The 17,269-nt window shown below is 67.4% G+C and carries 15 protein-coding genes; 7 read left to right on the forward strand and 8 right to left on the reverse strand.

The window, feature by feature from the left end; genetic code table 11:
* Nucleotides 1–77: 77 nt before the first annotated feature.
* The 4 genes from phbB to ACZ1I2_RS00585 all read right to left on the reverse strand — a co-directional run bounded on the left by phbB (nucleotide 78) and on the right by ACZ1I2_RS00585 (nucleotide 5,915).
* A complete protein-coding gene (phbB, locus tag ACZ1I2_RS00570) occupies nucleotides 78–800 on the reverse strand; it encodes an acetoacetyl-CoA reductase (protein WP_465171525.1) in 723 nt (240 codons plus the stop codon).
* Between the two features lie 35 nt (nucleotides 801–835).
* On the reverse strand, nucleotides 836–1,843 hold the full coding sequence (gene hemH / locus ACZ1I2_RS00575; protein ID WP_465175474.1) for a ferrochelatase: 1,008 nt from the start codon (nucleotides 1,841–1,843) through the stop codon (nucleotides 836–838).
* Nucleotides 1,840–4,083 carry a xanthine dehydrogenase family protein molybdopterin-binding subunit gene (locus tag ACZ1I2_RS00580; protein WP_465181550.1) on the reverse strand — a complete coding sequence of 748 codons (2,244 nt, stop codon included), beginning with the start codon at nucleotides 4,081–4,083 and terminating at the stop codon, nucleotides 1,840–1,842. Before ACZ1I2_RS00580 ends, hemH begins: the two co-directional genes overlap by 4 nt.
* A 131-nt stretch (nucleotides 4,084–4,214) precedes the next feature.
* Nucleotides 4,215–5,915, reverse strand: coding sequence for a class I adenylate-forming enzyme family protein (locus ACZ1I2_RS00585; protein WP_465175472.1), 1,701 nt, complete (start codon nucleotides 5,913–5,915; stop codon nucleotides 4,215–4,217).
* Nucleotides 5,916–5,979: 64 nt separating this feature from the next.
* On the opposite strand from ACZ1I2_RS00585, the gene lgt reads away from it, so the two are divergent.
* The 5 genes from lgt (at nucleotide 5,980) to ACZ1I2_RS00610 (ending at nucleotide 11,039) form a co-directional block, all read left to right on the forward strand.
* A complete protein-coding gene (gene lgt / locus ACZ1I2_RS00590; RefSeq protein WP_465175471.1) occupies nucleotides 5,980–6,858 on the forward strand; it encodes a prolipoprotein diacylglyceryl transferase in 879 nt (292 codons plus the stop codon).
* A gap of 58 nt (nucleotides 6,859–6,916) precedes the next feature.
* The gene (locus ACZ1I2_RS00595; protein WP_465175470.1) at nucleotides 6,917–8,002 is read left to right on the forward strand and encodes a class I SAM-dependent methyltransferase; all 1,086 of its coding nucleotides are present in this window, start codon (nucleotides 6,917–6,919) and stop codon (nucleotides 8,000–8,002) included.
* On the forward strand, nucleotides 7,999–8,508 hold the full coding sequence (locus tag ACZ1I2_RS00600; protein WP_465171519.1) for an N-acetyltransferase family protein: 510 nt from the start codon (nucleotides 7,999–8,001) through the stop codon (nucleotides 8,506–8,508). Before ACZ1I2_RS00595 ends, ACZ1I2_RS00600 begins: the two co-directional genes overlap by 4 nt.
* Nucleotides 8,505–9,263 (forward strand): peptidoglycan editing factor PgeF, encoded by a 759-nt coding sequence (gene pgeF / locus ACZ1I2_RS00605; RefSeq protein WP_465175469.1) that lies wholly within the window; start codon nucleotides 8,505–8,507, stop codon nucleotides 9,261–9,263. The genes ACZ1I2_RS00600 and pgeF overlap by 4 nt, the downstream gene beginning before the upstream one ends.
* A 447-nt stretch (nucleotides 9,264–9,710) precedes the next feature.
* Entirely contained in the window at nucleotides 9,711–11,039 is a 1,329-nt protein-coding gene (locus ACZ1I2_RS00610; RefSeq protein ID WP_465175468.1) for a cystathionine gamma-synthase family protein, read from the forward strand.
* 141 nt (nucleotides 11,040–11,180) lie between these two features.
* On the opposite strand, the gene ACZ1I2_RS00615 is transcribed toward ACZ1I2_RS00610, so the two are convergent.
* On the reverse strand, nucleotides 11,181–12,497 hold the full coding sequence (locus ACZ1I2_RS00615; protein ID WP_465175467.1) for an NAD(P)/FAD-dependent oxidoreductase: 1,317 nt from the start codon (nucleotides 12,495–12,497) through the stop codon (nucleotides 11,181–11,183).
* A 139-nt stretch (nucleotides 12,498–12,636) separates the two neighbouring features.
* On the opposite strand from ACZ1I2_RS00615, the gene ACZ1I2_RS00620 reads away from it, so the two are divergent.
* Nucleotides 12,637–13,434, forward strand: coding sequence for a hypothetical protein (locus ACZ1I2_RS00620; protein WP_465171514.1), 798 nt, complete (start codon nucleotides 12,637–12,639; stop codon nucleotides 13,432–13,434).
* A 175-nt stretch (nucleotides 13,435–13,609) separates the two neighbouring features.
* Here the strand turns inward: ACZ1I2_RS00620 and murA are convergent, their stop codons facing one another.
* Nucleotides 13,610–14,893 (reverse strand): UDP-N-acetylglucosamine 1-carboxyvinyltransferase, encoded by a 1,284-nt coding sequence (gene murA, locus ACZ1I2_RS00625; protein WP_465175466.1) that lies wholly within the window; start codon nucleotides 14,891–14,893, stop codon nucleotides 13,610–13,612.
* A gap of 184 nt (nucleotides 14,894–15,077) precedes the next feature.
* Here murA and ACZ1I2_RS00630 point away from each other — a divergent pair, with 184 nt between their 5' ends.
* Nucleotides 15,078–15,776, forward strand: coding sequence for a Crp/Fnr family transcriptional regulator (locus ACZ1I2_RS00630; RefSeq protein WP_465175465.1), 699 nt, complete (start codon nucleotides 15,078–15,080; stop codon nucleotides 15,774–15,776).
* Between the two features lie 156 nt (nucleotides 15,777–15,932).
* On the opposite strand, the gene clpS is transcribed toward ACZ1I2_RS00630, so the two are convergent.
* Both clpS and ACZ1I2_RS00640 read right to left on the reverse strand, forming a co-directional pair.
* Nucleotides 15,933–16,268 (reverse strand): ATP-dependent Clp protease adapter ClpS, encoded by a 336-nt coding sequence (gene clpS, locus ACZ1I2_RS00635; RefSeq protein ID WP_465174030.1) that lies wholly within the window; start codon nucleotides 16,266–16,268, stop codon nucleotides 15,933–15,935.
* Between the two features lie 202 nt (nucleotides 16,269–16,470).
* A complete protein-coding gene (locus ACZ1I2_RS00640; RefSeq protein WP_465175464.1) occupies nucleotides 16,471–17,253 on the reverse strand; it encodes a phasin family protein in 783 nt (260 codons plus the stop codon).
* Nucleotides 17,254–17,269: the final 16 nt, after the last annotated feature.

Genomic DNA, 17,269 nt, shown 5'->3' on the forward strand with positions numbered 1-17,269 from the left:
TTGGGCGAGCCCACCCGCCGGCCGTGCCGGGCGCTGCGCTTCGCGCATCGGGGTCGTCGTAACGACCCCTGCGCCCGTCAGTACATATGTTGCCCGCCATTGATCGACAGCGTCGACCCCGTCACGAACCCGCCTTCCTCCGAACACAGGAAGGCAACGCCCCGCGCGATCTCGTGGGCCTGGCCGAGCCGCCCTACCGGAATCTTCGCCACGATCTTCTCCAGCACATCGGCCGGCACCGCCGCCACCATGTCGGTGTCGATATAGCCTGGCGCGATCGCGTTGACCGTCACCCCGGCGCGCGCGCCTTCCTGCGCCAGCGCCTTGGTGAAGCCGTGAATGCCCGATTTCGCGGCGGCATAGTTCACCTGGCCATATTGGCCGGCCTGGCCGTTGATCGACCCGATATTGACGATCCGCCCCCATTTGCGCTCGCGCATGCCGGGGAACACCGCCTTGGCCATGTTGAAGCAGCCACCCAGATTGGTGTCCATGACTTCCTTCCACATCTGGTAGGTCATCTTCAGGATCGTGCCGTCGCGGGTGATGCCGGCATTGTTGACCACGACGTCGACCGGCCCGAGCTCCTCGGCGACTCTGGCGCAGCCCTCCTGGCAGGCATCGTAATCGCCCACGTCCCACTTGTACGCGGCGATGCCGGTGCGTTCGGTGAACTCCCGGGCGCGCTCGTCATTGCCGGCGTAATTGGCCGCGACGGTCATCCCCATGTCCTTGAGCGCGAGGCTGATCGCCTCGCCGATTCCTCGGGTGCCGCCGGTGACGATCGCGACGCGTGCCATATAGATCTCCTGGGGTTCAGATACCGTGGCGGAGGCTAGGCGGGCCGGTTCCAGCCTTCAAGCTCCCGTTGCAGCAATGTGCGCAACATTTCCATGCCCACCGCGCTGTCGTTGAGGCAGGGCAGATAGGCGAAATCGGTCCCGCCCGCCGCCAGGAAGCTCTCCCGCCCGCGGATATTCAGTTCCTCCAGCGTCTCCAGACAGTCGGCGGAGAAGCCCGGCGAGACGATCGCGACCTTCATCACGCCCTTGGCCGGCAATGCCTCGAGCGTGCGGTCCGTCGCGGGTTCGAGCCATTTGGCCCGGCCGAAGCGCGACTGGAACGCGACGATCAGCTCACGCCCCATGGCCTCGCCCAGCAACCGCGCCGTCTTGCGGCAGTGGCAATGATAGGGATCGCCCAGCTCGAGCGTGCGCTGCGGCATGCCGTGGAAGCTGGCGACGATCGCCTGGGGTTCGAAATCGAGCGCGGCGAGCGACGCCTCGACCGACGCCTTGAGCGCGGCGATATAGGCCGGATCGTCATGATAGGGCGGCAGGGTGCGGATCGCCGGCTGCCAGCGCATGCCGGCAAGGACCGAAAAGGCCTTGTCGTTCGCAGTCGCCGTCGTTGCTGCGCAATATTGCGGATAAAGCGGCGCCAGCAGGATCCGCTCGCAGCCCGCGTCCTTCAGCGCTTTCAGCCGATCGGCGATCGCGGGATTGCCGTAGCGCATCGCCCAGTCGACCATCACGTCGGGGCCGAACGCACCCTGAAGCGCCATCGCCTGCGCCCGGGTGATCGCGGCGAGTGGCGAGCCGTCCTCGCGCCAGACCATACCATAGGCATGCGCCGACTTTTTCGGCCGTGTATTCAGGATGATACCGCGCAATATCGGTTGCCACAGGACAGGCGATATCTCCACCACGCGGCGGTCGGAGAGGAATTCGCCCAGATAGCGCTTCACCGCCCCCGCATCCGGCGCGTCGGGCGTGCCAAGGTTGATCAGCAGCACGCCGATCCTGGGCTCGGGAATCGCCGGGTGTGCGGTGGGGAGGGTCATGCTTCGCCGGGCATCAGGGGGAGGGTGCGCATGCGGAAACCCGTAGAGGCCTGGAGCGCATTGGCAATGGCGGGGGCGACCGGCGGCACGCCCAGCTCGCCGACGCCGCCGGGATCGGCCTCGCTGCGGATCATCTCGATCGTGATGTCGGGGGTATCCGCGAGGCGCGGCAGGCCGAGATCGCCGAAGCTGCGGGCATCGCCGACATTCTCGGTGAAGGTCGTGGCGCCGCCCAGCGCCGCCGCCATGCCGAAGATCAGCCCGCCTTCGATCTGCTGGCGCACCACGTCGGGGTTGATCTGGCGCCCACAATCCACCGCCGCGACGATCCGGTCGACCACCGGCCGCTGGCCCTCGTCGATATGCGCCTCGGCCAGCACCGCGATATGGCTGCCGCGGAAGCTGTGACAGGCAATGCCCTGGCCGCTGCCCTGGATGCCGCCTTCCCAGCCGCCAAGCGATGCGGCGGTCGACAGGCACCGCGCCAGCCGCGCATCGCCGCCGAGCATGCCGATGCGGAACGACAGCGGCTCCGTCCCCGCGACATGCGCCAGCTCGTCGAGGAAACATTCCGTGAAGAAGCTGGTATAGCTGTGCGCGCCCGAGCGCCAATGGCCGGTCGGCACGCCGATCTCGGCCGGGTGATGATCGACCGCGTAGGACGGGATGCGGTAGAAGGGCCTGGCCCCGGCGACGGCATAGGCGTCACCCACGCCCGGCAGCGCCAGCGCGGCCCGCGCGGCCTTGTCGGCGCCCATCAGCCGCCCGGCCAGCTCGCGCCCGGTGGTCGGGGCGGCGATCTTGGCAAGCCAGCCGAGGATCTGCCCATTGGGCCCGAGCCGCGCCGACATGCGCGCCGCGGCGGGCGGACGATAGCGGTCATGCGTCAGATCCTCGCTGCGCGACCAGACGAGCTGGACCGGGCGCTTGAGCTTCTCGGCGAGGATCGCTGCCTGTTCGGCGGCGAGATGTTCGAGATTGGCGCCGAACGAGCCGCCGATCAGCATCGGGTGGACGACCACCTTGTCCTCGGCGATGCCGAGCACCGCCGCCGCCGCCGCGCGGGCGAGCCCCGGCGCCTGAGTCGGTAGCCACAATTGCAGCCGGCCGTCGCTGTAATGCGCGGTGGCGGTGATCGTCTCGACCGCGGCATGGACCGCGAGCCCGGCGCGGTATTCGGCGGTGACCAGGCGCGCGCCCTTGAACGCGGCCGAGAGATCGCCCGCGGTCGCCATACGCTCGCCGGGTCCATCGAGCGCCGCGGTCAGAGCATCGTCGATGCTGGTCGAATTGACGATCGCGCCGCGCGTCTCGAAGCGCGGGCGCATCGCCCCCAGCGCCTGGTTCGCCGCCCACCAGTTGTTGGCGATCGCCGCGACCCAATTGTCGTTGGTCGCGACGGACAGCACGCCCCGGATGCGATCGGCGGCGGCAAGATCGACGCTGAGCAGCTTCGTATCGCCGACCGGCCCCTGACGAATCGCGGCGAACACCATGTCGGGCAGGCGGACGTCTCCGGCAAAGTTCGCCGATCCATCGACCTTCGACGGCACGTCGAGCCGGGGCAGCGACTGGCCGAGCAGGCGATTCGTGTCGCCGCTGCGCAGCGGCAGCGGGTTGGGCAGCGATCCGCCGACCGCCTCGGCGGCGAGGTCCCCGAAACGCAGCCGGTCGGCGCCGTGGATGACGAAGCCGCCGGCCGTGCCGCAGGCCTGCCAGTCGACCTTCCAGCGCTTCGCCGCCGCCTTGCACAACAGGACGCGCGCGGCGGCCCCGGCATCGCGCAGATCATTCTCGAACGCCCGGATCGACGTCGAGCCGCCGGTCAGCACCAGCGCGGTCCGCGCCGCATGGCCGGAGCGCAGCGGCGCCGGCAGCGCGTCGAACACGCCCTCGAACAGCACGTCCGCCGCCATCGCATTGGCATAGAGCGGGTTGAGCGGCGCCGGCTGCACCGCGACGGTGCGCCAGTCGGCGCCAAGCTCGTCGGCGAGGATCTGCGGCAGGGTGGTATAGACGCCTTGGCCATGTTCGGCCTGCGGCACCGCGACGGTGACATGCCCGTCCGTGCCGATCTTCAGCCAGGCGCCGAAGATCGTCTCGCCCTTCGTCGCGGTGAGGTTCGGCGCGTAGCTGCGCGGCCAGACGCCCCAGGCGACCAGCAGGCCGACGCCAACGCCACCCCCGATCAGCAGCGTGCGCCGGTCGATGTCGGGGAGTGCGTCGCGGACCGCCATCATGCTGCTCTATCGTGCGGCGAGTATTGGGGAAAGGCCCGCCCCCTCACCCGTTCGTTTCGAGCGCAGTCGAGAAACAGCCCCAGGTGCTTTCCAGGGTGTCTCGACTTCGCTCGACACGAACGGAAGGGGAGTCAGGCCGCCGCCTCGGCCGCCGCGATTGCCTGGTATTTGGCCCGTAGCCCGACCTTGTCGATCTTCTCGGTGCCCAGCCGGGGCAGTGGATCGGCCGAGGTCCAGATGCGCTGCGGCACCTTGAATGCGGCGATATGCGCGTAGAGATAGGCGCAGAGCTGGTCGGGCGTCAGTTCCGCGCCGTCGCGATATTTCACGACCGCGCCCGGCACTTCGCCGAAACGCTCGTCCGGCAGGCCGAACACCGCCGCCTCGGCGACGGCGGGATGTTCGTAGATCGCCGCCTCCACTTCCTGGCAGGAGATGTTCTCGCCGCCGCGGATGATGATGTCCTTCTTGCGGTCGACGATGAAGAGATAGCCTTCCTCGTCGAGATAGCCGATGTCCCCGGTCAGGAAATAGCGGTCGGCGGTGAGGGCGGCGGCAGTCGCCTCGGGCCGGTTCCAATATTCCTTGAAGTTCGCGACCGACCGGATCGCCACTTCGCCCCGCTCGCCCGCCGCGACGGGCCGGCCCAGCGCATCGAGGATGGCGAGATCGACCAGGGGCGCCGAGGCGCGGCCGGTCGAATTGGGCTTGGCGAGATAATTGTCGCGCCAGTTGCCGCAGCCGATGCCGTTGGTCTCGGTCAGGCCGTAACCGAGCAACGGCGCGCCGCCGCCCATCTCCTCCTTGATCCGCCGGACATGCTCGACCGGGCGCGGCGCCCCGCCGGCGGCGAAATCGGTGACGGACGACAGGTCGTAATTGGGGCGGTTGGGATGAGTCAGGATCTCGAAGCTCATCAGCGGCACGCCGACGAAATAGCTGATCGCCTCGGCCTCGATCAGCCGCATCGCTTCCTCGGCATCCCATTTCGGCATCAGCACCAGCTTGCGGCCCATCGCGAAGCTCTGGAGGAACACCGGAACCTCGGCCGTGACATGGAACAGCGGCACGTTGAGCAGGGTCGCGGGCTGGCCCTGCGGTGGGTTGCCGTCCTTCGTCGCGATGCCGAGCATGACCAGCGCCTGGGCGAGATAGTTGAACACGGCTTGCAGCACCGCGCGGTGATCGCTGAGCGCGCCCTTGGACTGGCCGGTCGATCCCGAGGTGAACAGGATCGTCGCATTGTCGTCCCCGCTCAGCGCGGGCAGCGCAACATCGGGTGCGTCGCGGGTGACGGCGTCCATCGCCCTGGCCAGCGGCAGCGCATCGTCGATCTCGACCACCGGCACCGTCATAGCCTCGATCGCCGCGAGCCGCTTCGCGCGGGGCGGATCGGCGAACACCAGGGCGCAGTCGACGTCGGCGATCGCTTCGGCCAGCTCGGCCGATTGCCACCAGCCGTTGAGCAGGGTGGCGACTCCGCCCGCCATGGCGATGCCCATATAGAGCGTGATCCAGGACGGCGAGTTGCGCATCGCGATGCCGACGCGGTCGCCCGTTTTCAGCCCCTTGCCGACCAGGCTCCGCGCCACCTTGTCGGCCTCGGCATGGACCTCGGCGAAGGTCAGCCGTTCCTCGCCCGCGACGAGGAAGGTCTTGTCCCGATGCTCGGCCGAATAATGCGCGAAATAATGCGGCAAGGCGGGCGGCACGGTCGCGATCAGCGGCAGATCGACGCCGTTCAGCGCGATCGTGCCGAGCGCCAGCGGCGCCCCCTCTCCCGTGAGCCCGGCCAGCCCTTCGTCCATTCGGCGGTCAAGCTCGGTGCGCATGCTCTCTCCCCTTGGGTTTGTCGTTACTGGCCTTTATGGAGACGCGAACCCTTGGGGAAAAGCCTTGATCCTGACAACGCTCGCCAGCGCATCGAACCATATCCATTTCGACAGCCTCGGCCTCAAGCCGGTGGCGCTGTCGCTCGGCTTTTTCGACATCAAATGGTATTCGCTCGCCTATATCTCGGGCATCCTGCTCGGCTGGTGGTATCTGCTCAAGCTGATCGCGCAGCCCGGCAGCCCGATGGCGCGGCGCCATGCCGACGATCTGGTGTTCTACGCGACGCTCGGCATCATTCTCGGCGGGCGGCTCGGCTATGCGATCTTCTACGCGCCGTCGATGTTCGCCAATCCGCTGCAGATCCTGAAGCTGTGGGACGGCGGCATGTCCTTCCATGGCGGGATGATCGGCACCTCGCTCGGCATCATCCTGTTCGCGCGGCGGCACAAGCTCGACTGGCTGCGCATCCATGATTATCTCGCGTGCTGCGTGCCCTTCGGCCTGTTCTTCGGGCGCCTCGCCAATTTCGTGAACGGCGAGCTGTGGGGCAAGCCGACCGACGTCGCCTGGGCGATCGTCTTTCCGCGCACCGTGGCCGGCGGCCTCGACCCGGCCCGCCATCCGAGCCAGCTCTACGAAGCGGGGCTCGAAGGGATCGTGCTGTTCGCGATCCTGTGGTTCGCCTTCTGGCGCACCAAGGCGCGCTACGACCCGGGCAAGCTGGTCGGCCTGTTCCTGCTGTTCTACGGCCTTGCCCGCTTCACGGTGGAATTCTTCCGCGAGCCCGATTCGCAGTTCGCCGGCACCTTCTTCGCCACGACGATCCATATGGGCCAGGTGCTGACCCTGCCGATGATCGTCGGCGGCATCTATCTGATCGCGACCTCGCAGAAGCGCCGCCAGCGCGTCGAGCCGATCGCGGGGAGCGAGAGCGTCGCGTGATCTTTCTCCCCTCCCGCTTGCGGGAGGGGCCGGGTGAGGGCATGTCGCCACTGAACCAATGGAACCCACAAGCCCTCCCCTAACCCCTCCCGCAAGCGGGAGGGGGATTGAAGCCCCGCTCGCCGATCGGCTCGCCCGCGCGATAACGCTGGCGGGGCCGATCTCGATCGCCCAGTTCATGTCGGCCGCCAACGCGCATTATTATGCGACGCGCGATCCGCTGGGGGCGGCCGGCGACTTCACCACGGCGCCCGAGATCAGCCAGATATTCGGCGAGCTGATCGGCCTGTGGAGCGCCGATTTGTGGGACCGCGCCGGCCGGCCCGACATCGCCTGGGTCGAGCTCGGTCCGGGCCGCGGCACGCTCGCCGCCGATGCCCTGCGGGCCATGGCCAGGGCCGGGCTCACCCCGCCGGTGCATTTCGTCGAGACCAGTCCGACGCTCCGCGCGGCGCAGGCAGAGCGGGTGCCCGAGGCAAGCTGGCATGACGATGTCTCCACCCTGCCCGGCGACCGGCCGCTGATCGTGATCGCGAACGAATTCTTCGACGCGCTGCCGATCCGCCAGCTCGTCCGCGCGCTGGACGCCTGGCACGAGCGCTTCGTCGCCTGCCAGGACGTGCTGTTCCTGCCGATCGCCGGCAAGCCGGTGCCGGCCGAGATCATCCCCGAAGCTCTGCGCGATGCCCCGCCGGGCTCCGTGATCGAGACCTCGCCCGCCAGCGTCGCAGTGATGCGCGCGCTCGCCGCCACGATCGCGCGGCAGGGCGGCGCTATGCTTGCGATCGATTATGGCTATGAGGGGCCGGCGATCGGCGACACGCTCCAGGCGGTGCGCGGCCACCGTTTCGCCAATCCGTTCGATGCCCCGGGAGAGCAGGACCTGACCGCCCATGTCGACTTCGCGACGCTTGCCGCCGCTGCCCAGCTGGAGGGCGTGACAGTCCATGGCCCGATCGGCCAGGGCGCGCTGCTGACCGCGCTCGGCGTGGACGCACGCGCCGCCGCGCTCGCCAAGGCCTCGCCCGGCCGCACCGAGTCGATCGCAGCGGATCGCGAACGGCTGACCGTCGCTATGGGCAGCCTGTTCAAGGCGCTGGCGATCACCGCCCCCGGCTGGCCGACCCCGGCGGCCTTCGCATGATCACCTATCGCGATGCCCGGACGATCGACGGTCCGGCGCTGTCCGCCATGGCGCGGCGATCCTTCACCGAGACCTTCGGCAATCTCTATCGCCAGTCCGATCTCGCGGCGTTCCTCGACGATGCGTTCGGGGCGAATGGCCTGCCCTCGCAATTGTCCGATCCCGATTTCACCGTCCGGCTGGCGCTGGAGGACGGGGAGATCATCGGCTTCGCCAAGATGGGCCCGGTGACCTTTCCCGGCGAATGGCGGCCCGACGCGATCGAGCTCTATCAATTCTATGTGCTCGGCCCCTGGCAGGGCCAGGGCGTCGCGCCCGAGCTGATGGACTGGGCGCTCCAGCATTCGCGCGATCACGGTGCGAAGGAGATCATCCTCAGCGTCTATGTCGACAATCACCGCGCCCGGCGTTTCTACGAGCGCTACGGCTTCCAGGAGATCGGGCGCTACGCCTTCCGGGTCGGCGAGACGATCGACGACGACCGCATCATGCGGCTGGTGCTGTGAGTGTCGAGGTCATCCGGGCCAAGACGCTCGACGGCGTCGCGCACGGGTTTCTCGGACGGCGCGGCGGCGTCTCGACCGGGCTCTATGCCGGGCTCAATGTCGGCATCGGATCGGACGACGATGCCGAGATCGTGGCGGAGAATCGCCGGCGCGCGAGCGAGGCAGTGTTGCCGGGCGCCCGGCTCCTGACGCTGTACCAGACTCATTCCGCCGATGTCGTGCGCGCGCTGACCGCGTTCGACGACCGCCCGTCGGGCGACGCGCTGGTGACCGAACGGCCGGGCCTGGCGCTGGGCATCCTGACCGCGGACTGCGCGCCGGTGCTGCTGGCCGACCGCGAGGCCGGCGTGGTCGGCGCGGCGCATGCCGGGTGGAAGGGCGCGATCGGCGGCGTGACCGACGCGACGATCGCGGCGATGGAAAAGATCGGCGCGCGGCGCGAGCACATCGCCGCCGCGGTCGGCCCGTGCATCGCCCGGTCGAGCTATGAGGTCGACGATGCGTTCGCCCGGCGCTTCGAGAGCGACGACCCGTCCAATGAGCGCTTCTTCGCGCCCGGCAAGCCCGGCCATCACCAGTTCGACCTCGAAGCCTATGTCGCGCACCGCCTCGCCAGGGCCGGGCTCACCCGCATCGAGATGCTCGGTCTCGACACCTATGGCGATGCGGACCGTTTCTTCAGCTTCCGCCGCGCGACTCATCGCGGCGAGCCGGGTTATGGCCGGCAGATCTCGATCATCGGCATCGCCGGCTGACCTTCGCCCTTCGTCCAACACCCAGGCTGTTTCCGGCAGCTTTTTTCGCCCGCTGCTATGTTGGATTTTCGGGGCCCTTTTCCCCCGATAGTCCAGTGCGTTGCGGACCATTTTCCCTGTTACGCGTAACAGCGGAAAAAATGCGCGCCTTTTCCGCTGTTGTGGCCATGATTTTCCGCTGATCGAACGGCGAAAACCGTCCAACATTCCTCTGTCACGATGCGAAAGAGCAGGAGGGCGTTGAACGCCACCCTTCGGGCCCCTGATGCCGCGAGCGGCGCGTCTCTTGAATCAGCGATTCTCCCCGCCGGCGACGGAACGAGCGCCGTATCGACCCGTTACCGGAACGACGGGCTTTACAATGCCGTCGCCTTGCCTGCCGCGCAGGAAAGTATCAAATGCGACTATTCGCGCCGGACGGCGCACTCTCTTACCCAGGACGCATCCATGGCGATCAAGAACGAAGACGAAGCCGACCTGACCGGCGTCGCGCCCCGCACCAAGCCCAAGCCCTCGGTGGAGAAGATCGGCGACCGCAAGCTGAAGCCGTCCACGCTGATGATGGGCCATGGCTATGACCCGATGCTGTCGGAAGGATCGCTCAAGCCGCCGATCTTCCTGACCTCGACCTTCGTCTTCCCCAATGCCGCCGCGGGCAAGCGGCATTTCGAAGGCGTGACCGGCAAGCGCCCCGGCGGCGCCGAGGGGCTCGTCTATTCGCGCTTCAACGGGCCGAACCAGGAGATCCTGGAAGACCGGCTGGGCATCTGGGAAGATGCCGAGGACGCGCTTGCCTTCTCCTCGGGCATGTCGGCGATCGCCACCTTGTTCCTGTCGATGGTCCGCCCGGGCGACACGATCGTCCATTCGGGCCCGCTCTATGCCGCGACCGAGACCTTGATCGCGCGCATCCTCGGCCGCTTCGGCGTCCATTGGCTCGACTTCCCGGCGGGCGCGACCCGCGAGGAGATCGACGCGGTGCTGGGCAAGGCCGCGGCCGGCCGCGTCGCACTGATCTATCTCGAAAGCCCGGCCAACCCGACCAACGCGCTGGTCGACATCCAGGCGGTCGCCGCGAGCCGCGATGCGATCTTCAAGAACGCCGCGGAAAAGCCGCCGATCGCGATCGACAACACCTTCCTCGGCCCGCTCTGGCTCAAGCCGCTGGAGCATGGCGCCGACATCGTCGTCTATTCGCTGACCAAATATGCCGGCGGGCACAGCGACCTGGTCGCGGGCGGCGTGCTCGGCTCGAAGGAGCACATCAACACCATAAGGCTGATGCGCAACACGATTGGCACGATCTGCGACCCGCACACGGCCTGGATGCTGATGCGCAGCCTGGAGACGCTGGAACTGCGCATGAGCCGCGCCGGCGAGAATGCGGTGAAGGTATGCGAATTCCTGCGCAGCCATCCCAAGGTCGAGCGCGTCGGCTATCTCGGTTTCCTCGAGGATACGCCCGGGATGGAGCGCCAGGCCGATATCTATCGCCGCCACTGCACCGGCGCCGGATCGACCTTCTCGCTGATCGTGAAGGGCGGCGAAAAGGAAGCCTTCGCGTTCCTCGACGGGCTGAAGATCGCCAAGCTGGCTGTGAGCCTGGGCGGCACCGAGACGCTGGCGAGCCATCCGGCGGCGATGACGCATCTGTCGGTGCCCGACGCGCGCAAACAGGCGCTGGGGATTACGGACAATCTGGTGCGGATTTCGATCGGGGTCGAGGATGCGGACGATCTGATTGCGGATTTCCGGCAGGCGCTGGATTCGATCTAAGAGTCGGCCGCCCCTATTTTCGTCATGCCGGACTTGTTCCGGCATCCATGGCTCCGCAAGCGCCGCAGTGGTTGCGTTTGCGGGACGATGGACCCCGGAACAAGTCCGGGGTGACGGCAGTGGTGGGGCAGGCGTCCCGACTCAGTGCAGCTTCAGCCTCGGCCGGATGATCGTGTTCACCCGGCCGATCACGATCAGGCCGATGCCGCGCAGCCAGCCATGGATCGCGATCAGGTGCATGCGGTAGAGCGAGACATAGACGAAGCGCGCCAGCCGCCCTTCGATCGCCATGCGCCCGCCGACGAGATTGCCCATCAAGCTGCCGACGGTCGAGAAGCGGCTGATCGACACCAGCGAGCCATGATCGTGATATTCGAACGGCTTCAATGGCCGGTCGTTCATCAGCCGCACGAGATTGTGGAACACGGCGGTCGCCATCTGGTGCGCCGCCTGGGCGCGCGGCGGGACCGGGCGGCCGGTCGCGGGATCGAGGCAGGAGCAGCAATCGCCCAGCGCGAAGATGCGGTCGTCGAGCGTGGTCTGCAGCGTCGGCTTGACCAGCAGCTGGTTGTTCCGGTTGGTCTCCAGCCCGCCGATATGATCGAGCGTCGCCGCGCCCTTCACCCCGGCGGCCCAGACGCGCAGCTCGCTGACCACCCGTTCCCCGCTCGCGGTGACGATCGCGTCTTCGGTCGCCTCGGTCACGCGCGTATCGGTCAGCACACGCACGCCGAGCGTCTCCAGCTCGGCCTGCGCCGCCGCCGCGAGCTTCTCGGGAAGCGCGGGCAGGATGCGCGGCCCGGCCTCGATCAAGGTCACTTCGAGCCTTTTCTCGTCGAACGTCTCCAGACCGTAGAAACGCAGCGCGGCGGCTGAGTTGAACAATTCGGCGGTGAGCTCGACGCCGGTCGCGCCACCGCCGACCACGGCAATGCGGACATGCTCGTCCGAGGCCGGGTCGAGGCTCATCGCGCGGGACACGCGCAGGCAATGGTTGAGCAGCCGGTTGCGGAAGCGATCGGCCTGCGCGCGATCGTCGAGCACCATGCAATGCTCGCGCACGCCCGGGGTACCGAAATCATTGGTGACCGACCCCACCGCCAGCACCAGATAGTCGTAGCGAATCGCATGGCGGCCGATCAGCTCACTGCCGTCCTCGTCGAGCAGGGGCGCGACCCAGAGCTCGCGCCTGTCCCGGTCGATGCTTTCCAAGGTGCCGAGAAAGAAGCGATAGCCCCAGCGATAGCAATGGCTGCGATAGCCGACCTCGTCGAGATTGGCGTCGAGCGACCCGGCCGCGACTTCATGCAGCAGCGGTTTCCAGATATGGGTGCGGTTGCGCTCGACCAGGATGATGTCGTGGCGCTTGCGGCCATATTTCGCGCCGAGCCGCCGGGCGAGCTCGAGCCCGCCGGCCCCGCCCCCGACGATCACGATCTGAATCTTGCGCTCGGTCATTCCTGTCCCCCGGATGCCTGGCCGAAGCCGCACGATAGCAGCCGGCCCGCAGCTGGCGAGGAAGATTTGGCTCTGAAGGCCTGCCCTTGAACTTCGCCGGAAAGGCGGCCAGCGTTCGGCGACGACGCGGGGGAGCAGCATGACATCAGCCGAACAGCCGGGCATCGACCCTCGTCCGTTGCTCGGCGACTTCACCAGCGACCTCTGGTTCCCGCATTATGCCCAGGGCGTCTGGGGTCCCTGGTCAGTGCGGATCATCGCGATGCCTTCCGCGCGGGGTTATTGGGGCCAGGTCTATCGCATGATGGGCACTGTGATCCTGACCGGGCCGGTCGAGCAGGGCGAGGTGAGCTGGATGTCGATCGTGCCGATGGAGGTCGAGAGCCAGGAGATCGGCATCGCCGCGGCACGCGGCCACACCGTGGTGCTGGGGCTGGGCATGGGCTGGTGCGCGGCCAATGTCGCGCTCAATCCGGCGGTCGACCGGGTGACGGTGGTGGAGCGCGACCCGCAGGTGATCGCGCTGATCGAGGCGCTGGGGATCTTCGCTCAATTGCCGGACGAGGCGCGCGGGAAGCTGCGCATCGTGCAGGCCGATGCGCTGGATTGGCGGCCGGACGCGCCGGTCGACAGCGTGCAGGCGGATATCTGGGCGAAGGTCGTCGAGCCGCGGAAATGGGCCGATGTCCGCCGCATGCAGGAGAATATCGGCGCGGCGAGCCTCTATTTCTGGGGACAGGAGATGGAATTGTGGCGGCTTGCCTGCCGGGAGGCGGGCGGGGTGCCCGAGGGAATCGATCGCGAGGGGATCGTGCGACTGATCGAGGGCACGGGTTTGCCGTTGGTCTGCCCCGACTGGCCCGATTATGGCGAGCGTATCGTGGCGGCCGCGCCGTGGTGGACGCCCAAGCGCGACGGTTGGTGGGACGAGGTTTAGGGAGAGCGATAAACCCGCCGTTCGTCCCGAGTAGCCATCGAGCTTGTCGAGATGGCATATCGAGGGACAAGCGTGCCGCGCCTCACCGATACCTCGATACGGGCCCTCGATACGGCTTTGCCTACTCGGTCCCTACTCGGCACGAACGGCGTGGGGATGAGGCGGGTAGAAAGTCTCAGCCGTCGCTGACGCGCTCGATATCGGCACCCACCGCGCTCAGTTTCTCTTCGAGCCGCTCGTATCCGCGATCGAGGTGATAGACGCGCTGGACCTGAGTCTCGCCCTCGGCGGCGAGGCCGGCGAGGATCAGGCTCATCGAGGCGCGCAGATCGGTCGCCATTACCGGCGCGCCGACCAGTTTCTCCACGCCGCGCACCACCGCGGTGCGGCCGCGCACCTGGATGTCGGCGCCCATGCGCGCCAGTTCCGGCACGTGCATATAGCGATTCTCGAAGATCGTCTCGGTCAGCACGCTGGCGCCGTCCGCCAGGGCGAGCATCGCCATGAACTGCGCTTGCATGTCGGTGGCGAAACCCGGGAACGGCGCGGTCGACAATGTGAGCGGGCCGAGCCGGCCGGTCGCCTCGACGAACAGGCTGTTGCCGCGTTCCTCGACCGTGACGCCCGCCTCGACCAGCGCGGCGACGGTCGCGCGCATATCGTCCATCGCGACGCCGACCAGTTCCAGCGCACCGCCGGTGATCGCGGCGGCACAGGCATAGCTGCCCGCCTCGATCCGGTCCGGCATCACCGCATAGGTCGCGCCGTGCAGCCGGTCGCGGCCTTCGATCTCGAGCGTCTCGGTGCCGATGCCCGAAATCGACGCGCCCATCGCGACGAGCATGTTGCAGAGATCGACGATCTCCGGCTCGCGCGCGGCATTCTCGATGATCGAGCCGCCCTTCGCGGTCGCCGCCGCCATCACCGCATTCTCGGTCGCGCCGACCGACACGATCGGGAAGGTCACCCGGCCGCCGGGCAGCCGACCGCCCGGCGCAGTTGCCTTCACATAACCCGCGGCCAGTTCGATCTCGGCGCCCAGCGCTTCCATCGCCTTCAAATGAAGGTCGATCGGGCGATTGCCGATGGCGCAGCCGCCCGGCAGCGACACGGTCGCCTCGCCGGCGCGGCCGATCAGCGGGCCGAGCACCAGGATCGAGGCGCGCATCTTGCGCACGATGTCATAGGGCGCCTCGGTCGCGGTCAGCTTGCCGGCGCGGATCGTCATCACCCGGCCGAAATCCTCGGGCCGCGCGCCCTCGATCTGGGTCGAGCAGCCGAGCTGGTTGAGGAGATGCCCGAAGCTGTCGACATCGGCGAGGCGCGGCAGGTTCCTCAGCGTCACCGGCTCCTCGGTGAGGAGCGCACAGGGCATGAGGGTGAGCGCCGCGTTCTTGGCGCCGGAGATGGGGAGGCGGCCCGAAAGCCGGTTGCCGCCGCGGATGAGGATACGGTCCATTGGCGGCTTCTATCGCCTGCGCGTGCCCACGCAAGTGGCGCCTTGCGTAAGTGTTACATGTTGCGTCGCGGTGACAGCGCTTGATCGACTTTAATGCACTGATTCTCCTGCAATGCTCTGGCTTGTCGGGGTTTGGGGGAATGTTCGCGTGCCGGGTAGTTGTTTCGCTGAACGATTGAGCGGCATGGTCGCGCTGACTCCTGGCGAACACCGCGCACTGGAGCAGCTGGAGGACCGCGAGCGCAGCCTGCGTCGCGGCGCGACCCTGCAGCGCGAGAATGATCGCTGCAGCGAGCTGTTCATCCTGCGCAAGGGCACGATGATGAGCTCCGTGCTGCTCGACGACGGCAGCCGCCAGATCCTGCGATTCCTGTTCCCCGGCGACATGATGGGGGTCTCGTCCCTGGTGTACAGCGAAGCGCCGGAGACGATCACCGCGCTGACCGATGCGGTGGTCTGCCCGTTCGAGCGCACCGCGATGAGCAAGCTGATCAGCGACCATCCCCGGCTTGCCGCGCTGATCATGGTCTATAACCAGATCGAGCGGGCGGCGCTGACCGACCGGCTGGCGGCGCTTGGCCGCACCTCGGCCAAGGCGCGGGTGGCGGGGATCCTGCTCGAGATGCGCAACCGGATGCGCATGCTCGACAAGGCGACCAACGCCAGTTTCACCCTGGGCCTGACCCAGGAGGAGATCGGCGACGCGACCGGACTGACCGCGGTGCACGTCAATCGCATGCTGCGGCAGCTGGAAGAGGAACGCATCATCGCCCGCGAGGGCGGACGCGTGACGCTGACCGACGAAAGGTCGTTGCAGCGGGCGGCAAATTTCGTGGATCGCTATGCCGGGCTGGACCTGGCGTGGTTGCCGGCGGCGCGGTGAATTTTATTCCTCCCTCGCGAAGCGGGGGAGGGGGACCACGAAGTGGTGGAGGGGGCTTGGAGCGCGGCCACGTTGCCGCGCTCCAAGCCCCCTCCACCATTCGCAGAAGATGCGAATGGTCCCCCTCCCCCAGTTCCTGGGGGAGGAATTAAGGGATCACGCCTTTTCCAGGGTGCATTGCAGGGGGTGCTGGTTCTGCCGGGCGAATTCGATGACCTGGGCGACCTTGGTTTCCGCCACTTCGTAGCTGAACACGCCGCACACCCCGACGCCCTTCTGGTGGACGTGGAGCATCACCCGCGTCGCGGCTTCCATGTCCATGCGGAAGAAGCGCTGGAGCACCAGCACGACGAATTCCATCGGGGTGTAATCGTCGTTGAGCAGCAGCACCCGGTATGGAGTCGGCTGCTTGGTCCGCGTGCGGGTGCGGGTCGCGATGCCGAGGCCGGTGCCGTCGTCATCGCCCCCTTCGCCGTCGCGGCGCTCGGCCATGGCCGTCGGGATGAGCTGATTGATCATGAGAAGCGAAAATATGGCATGCCGCGGCCCAAGGGCAAGAGGGTGCGCGCGATCAACCTCGTTTGTGGCGTCTTTCGACGCGCTGGCGCTGCCCTTGCCGACGCACGGCACCAATAAACGAAAAAGGGCGGCCCCGAAGGACCGCCCTTTTCCTATTCGACGATCGTGCGCGACATTACGCGGCGATCTTCGCCTTCTCGGCGGCGAGCGCGACGCGGTTCGAGATCGGCTGAGCGACCTCGCCGGCGAGCTTCAGCATCGCTTCGGTGTTCTTCGAGGTCTGGGCGACGATCGAGTCGAACGACGAGCGGACATAGTCGCTCTGCAGCTTGAAGAAGTCGGTCGGCGACTTGATCGTCGACAGGCTCTTCAGCGCGGCGGTGGCGCCTTCGAACTGCTTGCGGCTGTAATCGGCAGCGTCCTGGCCGAACGACTCGAAGCCCTTGGCGGCAATCTTGCCGGACTCGACGATCGCTTCGATATTGCCCTTCGAGAATTCATTGGCTTCCTCGAACAGCTTGGTGCCCTTCTCGACGGCGGCCTTGGCGCGCTCGTTTGCTTCAGCGAACAGGGTCTGCGCCTTTTCGGCGGCATTCTTCAGATTGGCTTCCATGGTCTTCACTTCCTTCTGGATCAGGGCGACCGGCGTTTCGACGACGGGCGTGATGGGTTCGATAGTCTTCACTGCGGTGTCGGCTGCTTTTTCGATCACCCGTTCGACCGCCGGTTCAACGGCGGCGACGGGCGCGGGCAGCTCGATCTTGGCGGCGACCGGCGGAACCGGCTGGGCCGCGACAAGTACCGGCGCGGCGACTGCCTCCACGGCGGCCGGAGCGACGGGCTTGGTGGCGGGCTTAGCGACAGTCTTCGTCGCTGCTGCCGCCTTTGGGGCTGTTGCCCTCGGCTTTGGCGCTGCCGCCTTGGCCGGACTTCCGGGCTTGGGACCCTTGCTGGCCATAAAGGCCTCCCTCACG

This window comes from Sphingomonas sp. BL-S-29, assembly GCF_055521495.1.

What these genes read in the sequence shown, in the direction of transcription:
- ACZ1I2_RS00640 (WP_465175464.1), bottom strand. Translation starts at nt 17,253, where the DNA reads ATGGCCAGCAAGGGTCCCAAGCCCGGAAGTCCGGCCAAGGCGGCAGCG.
- ACZ1I2_RS00595 (WP_465175470.1), top strand. Translation starts at nt 6,917, where the DNA reads ATGGAACCCACAAGCCCTCCCCTAACCCCTCCCGCAAGCGGGAGGGGG.
- clpS (WP_465174030.1), bottom strand. Translation starts at nt 16,268, where the DNA reads ATGGCCGAGCGCCGCGACGGCGAAGGGGGCGATGACGACGGCACCGGC.
- ACZ1I2_RS00630 (WP_465175465.1), top strand. Translation starts at nt 15,078, where the DNA reads ATGGTCGCGCTGACTCCTGGCGAACACCGCGCACTGGAGCAGCTGGAG.
- phbB (WP_465171525.1), bottom strand. Translation starts at nt 800, where the DNA reads ATGGCACGCGTCGCGATCGTCACCGGCGGCACCCGAGGAATCGGCGAG.
- hemH (WP_465175474.1), bottom strand. Translation starts at nt 1,843, where the DNA reads ATGACCCTCCCCACCGCACACCCGGCGATTCCCGAGCCCAGGATCGGC.
- ACZ1I2_RS00585 (WP_465175472.1), bottom strand. Translation starts at nt 5,915, where the DNA reads ATGCGCACCGAGCTTGACCGCCGAATGGACGAAGGGCTGGCCGGGCTC.
- ACZ1I2_RS00580 (WP_465181550.1), bottom strand. Translation starts at nt 4,083, where the DNA reads ATGATGGCGGTCCGCGACGCACTCCCCGACATCGACCGGCGCACGCTG.
- ACZ1I2_RS00620 (WP_465171514.1), top strand. Translation starts at nt 12,637, where the DNA reads ATGACATCAGCCGAACAGCCGGGCATCGACCCTCGTCCGTTGCTCGGC.
- ACZ1I2_RS00615 (WP_465175467.1), bottom strand. Translation starts at nt 12,497, where the DNA reads ATGACCGAGCGCAAGATTCAGATCGTGATCGTCGGGGGCGGGGCCGGC.
- murA (WP_465175466.1), bottom strand. Translation starts at nt 14,893, where the DNA reads ATGGACCGTATCCTCATCCGCGGCGGCAACCGGCTTTCGGGCCGCCTC.
- ACZ1I2_RS00610 (WP_465175468.1), top strand. Translation starts at nt 9,711, where the DNA reads ATGGCGATCAAGAACGAAGACGAAGCCGACCTGACCGGCGTCGCGCCC.
- ACZ1I2_RS00600 (WP_465171519.1), top strand. Translation starts at nt 7,999, where the DNA reads ATGATCACCTATCGCGATGCCCGGACGATCGACGGTCCGGCGCTGTCC.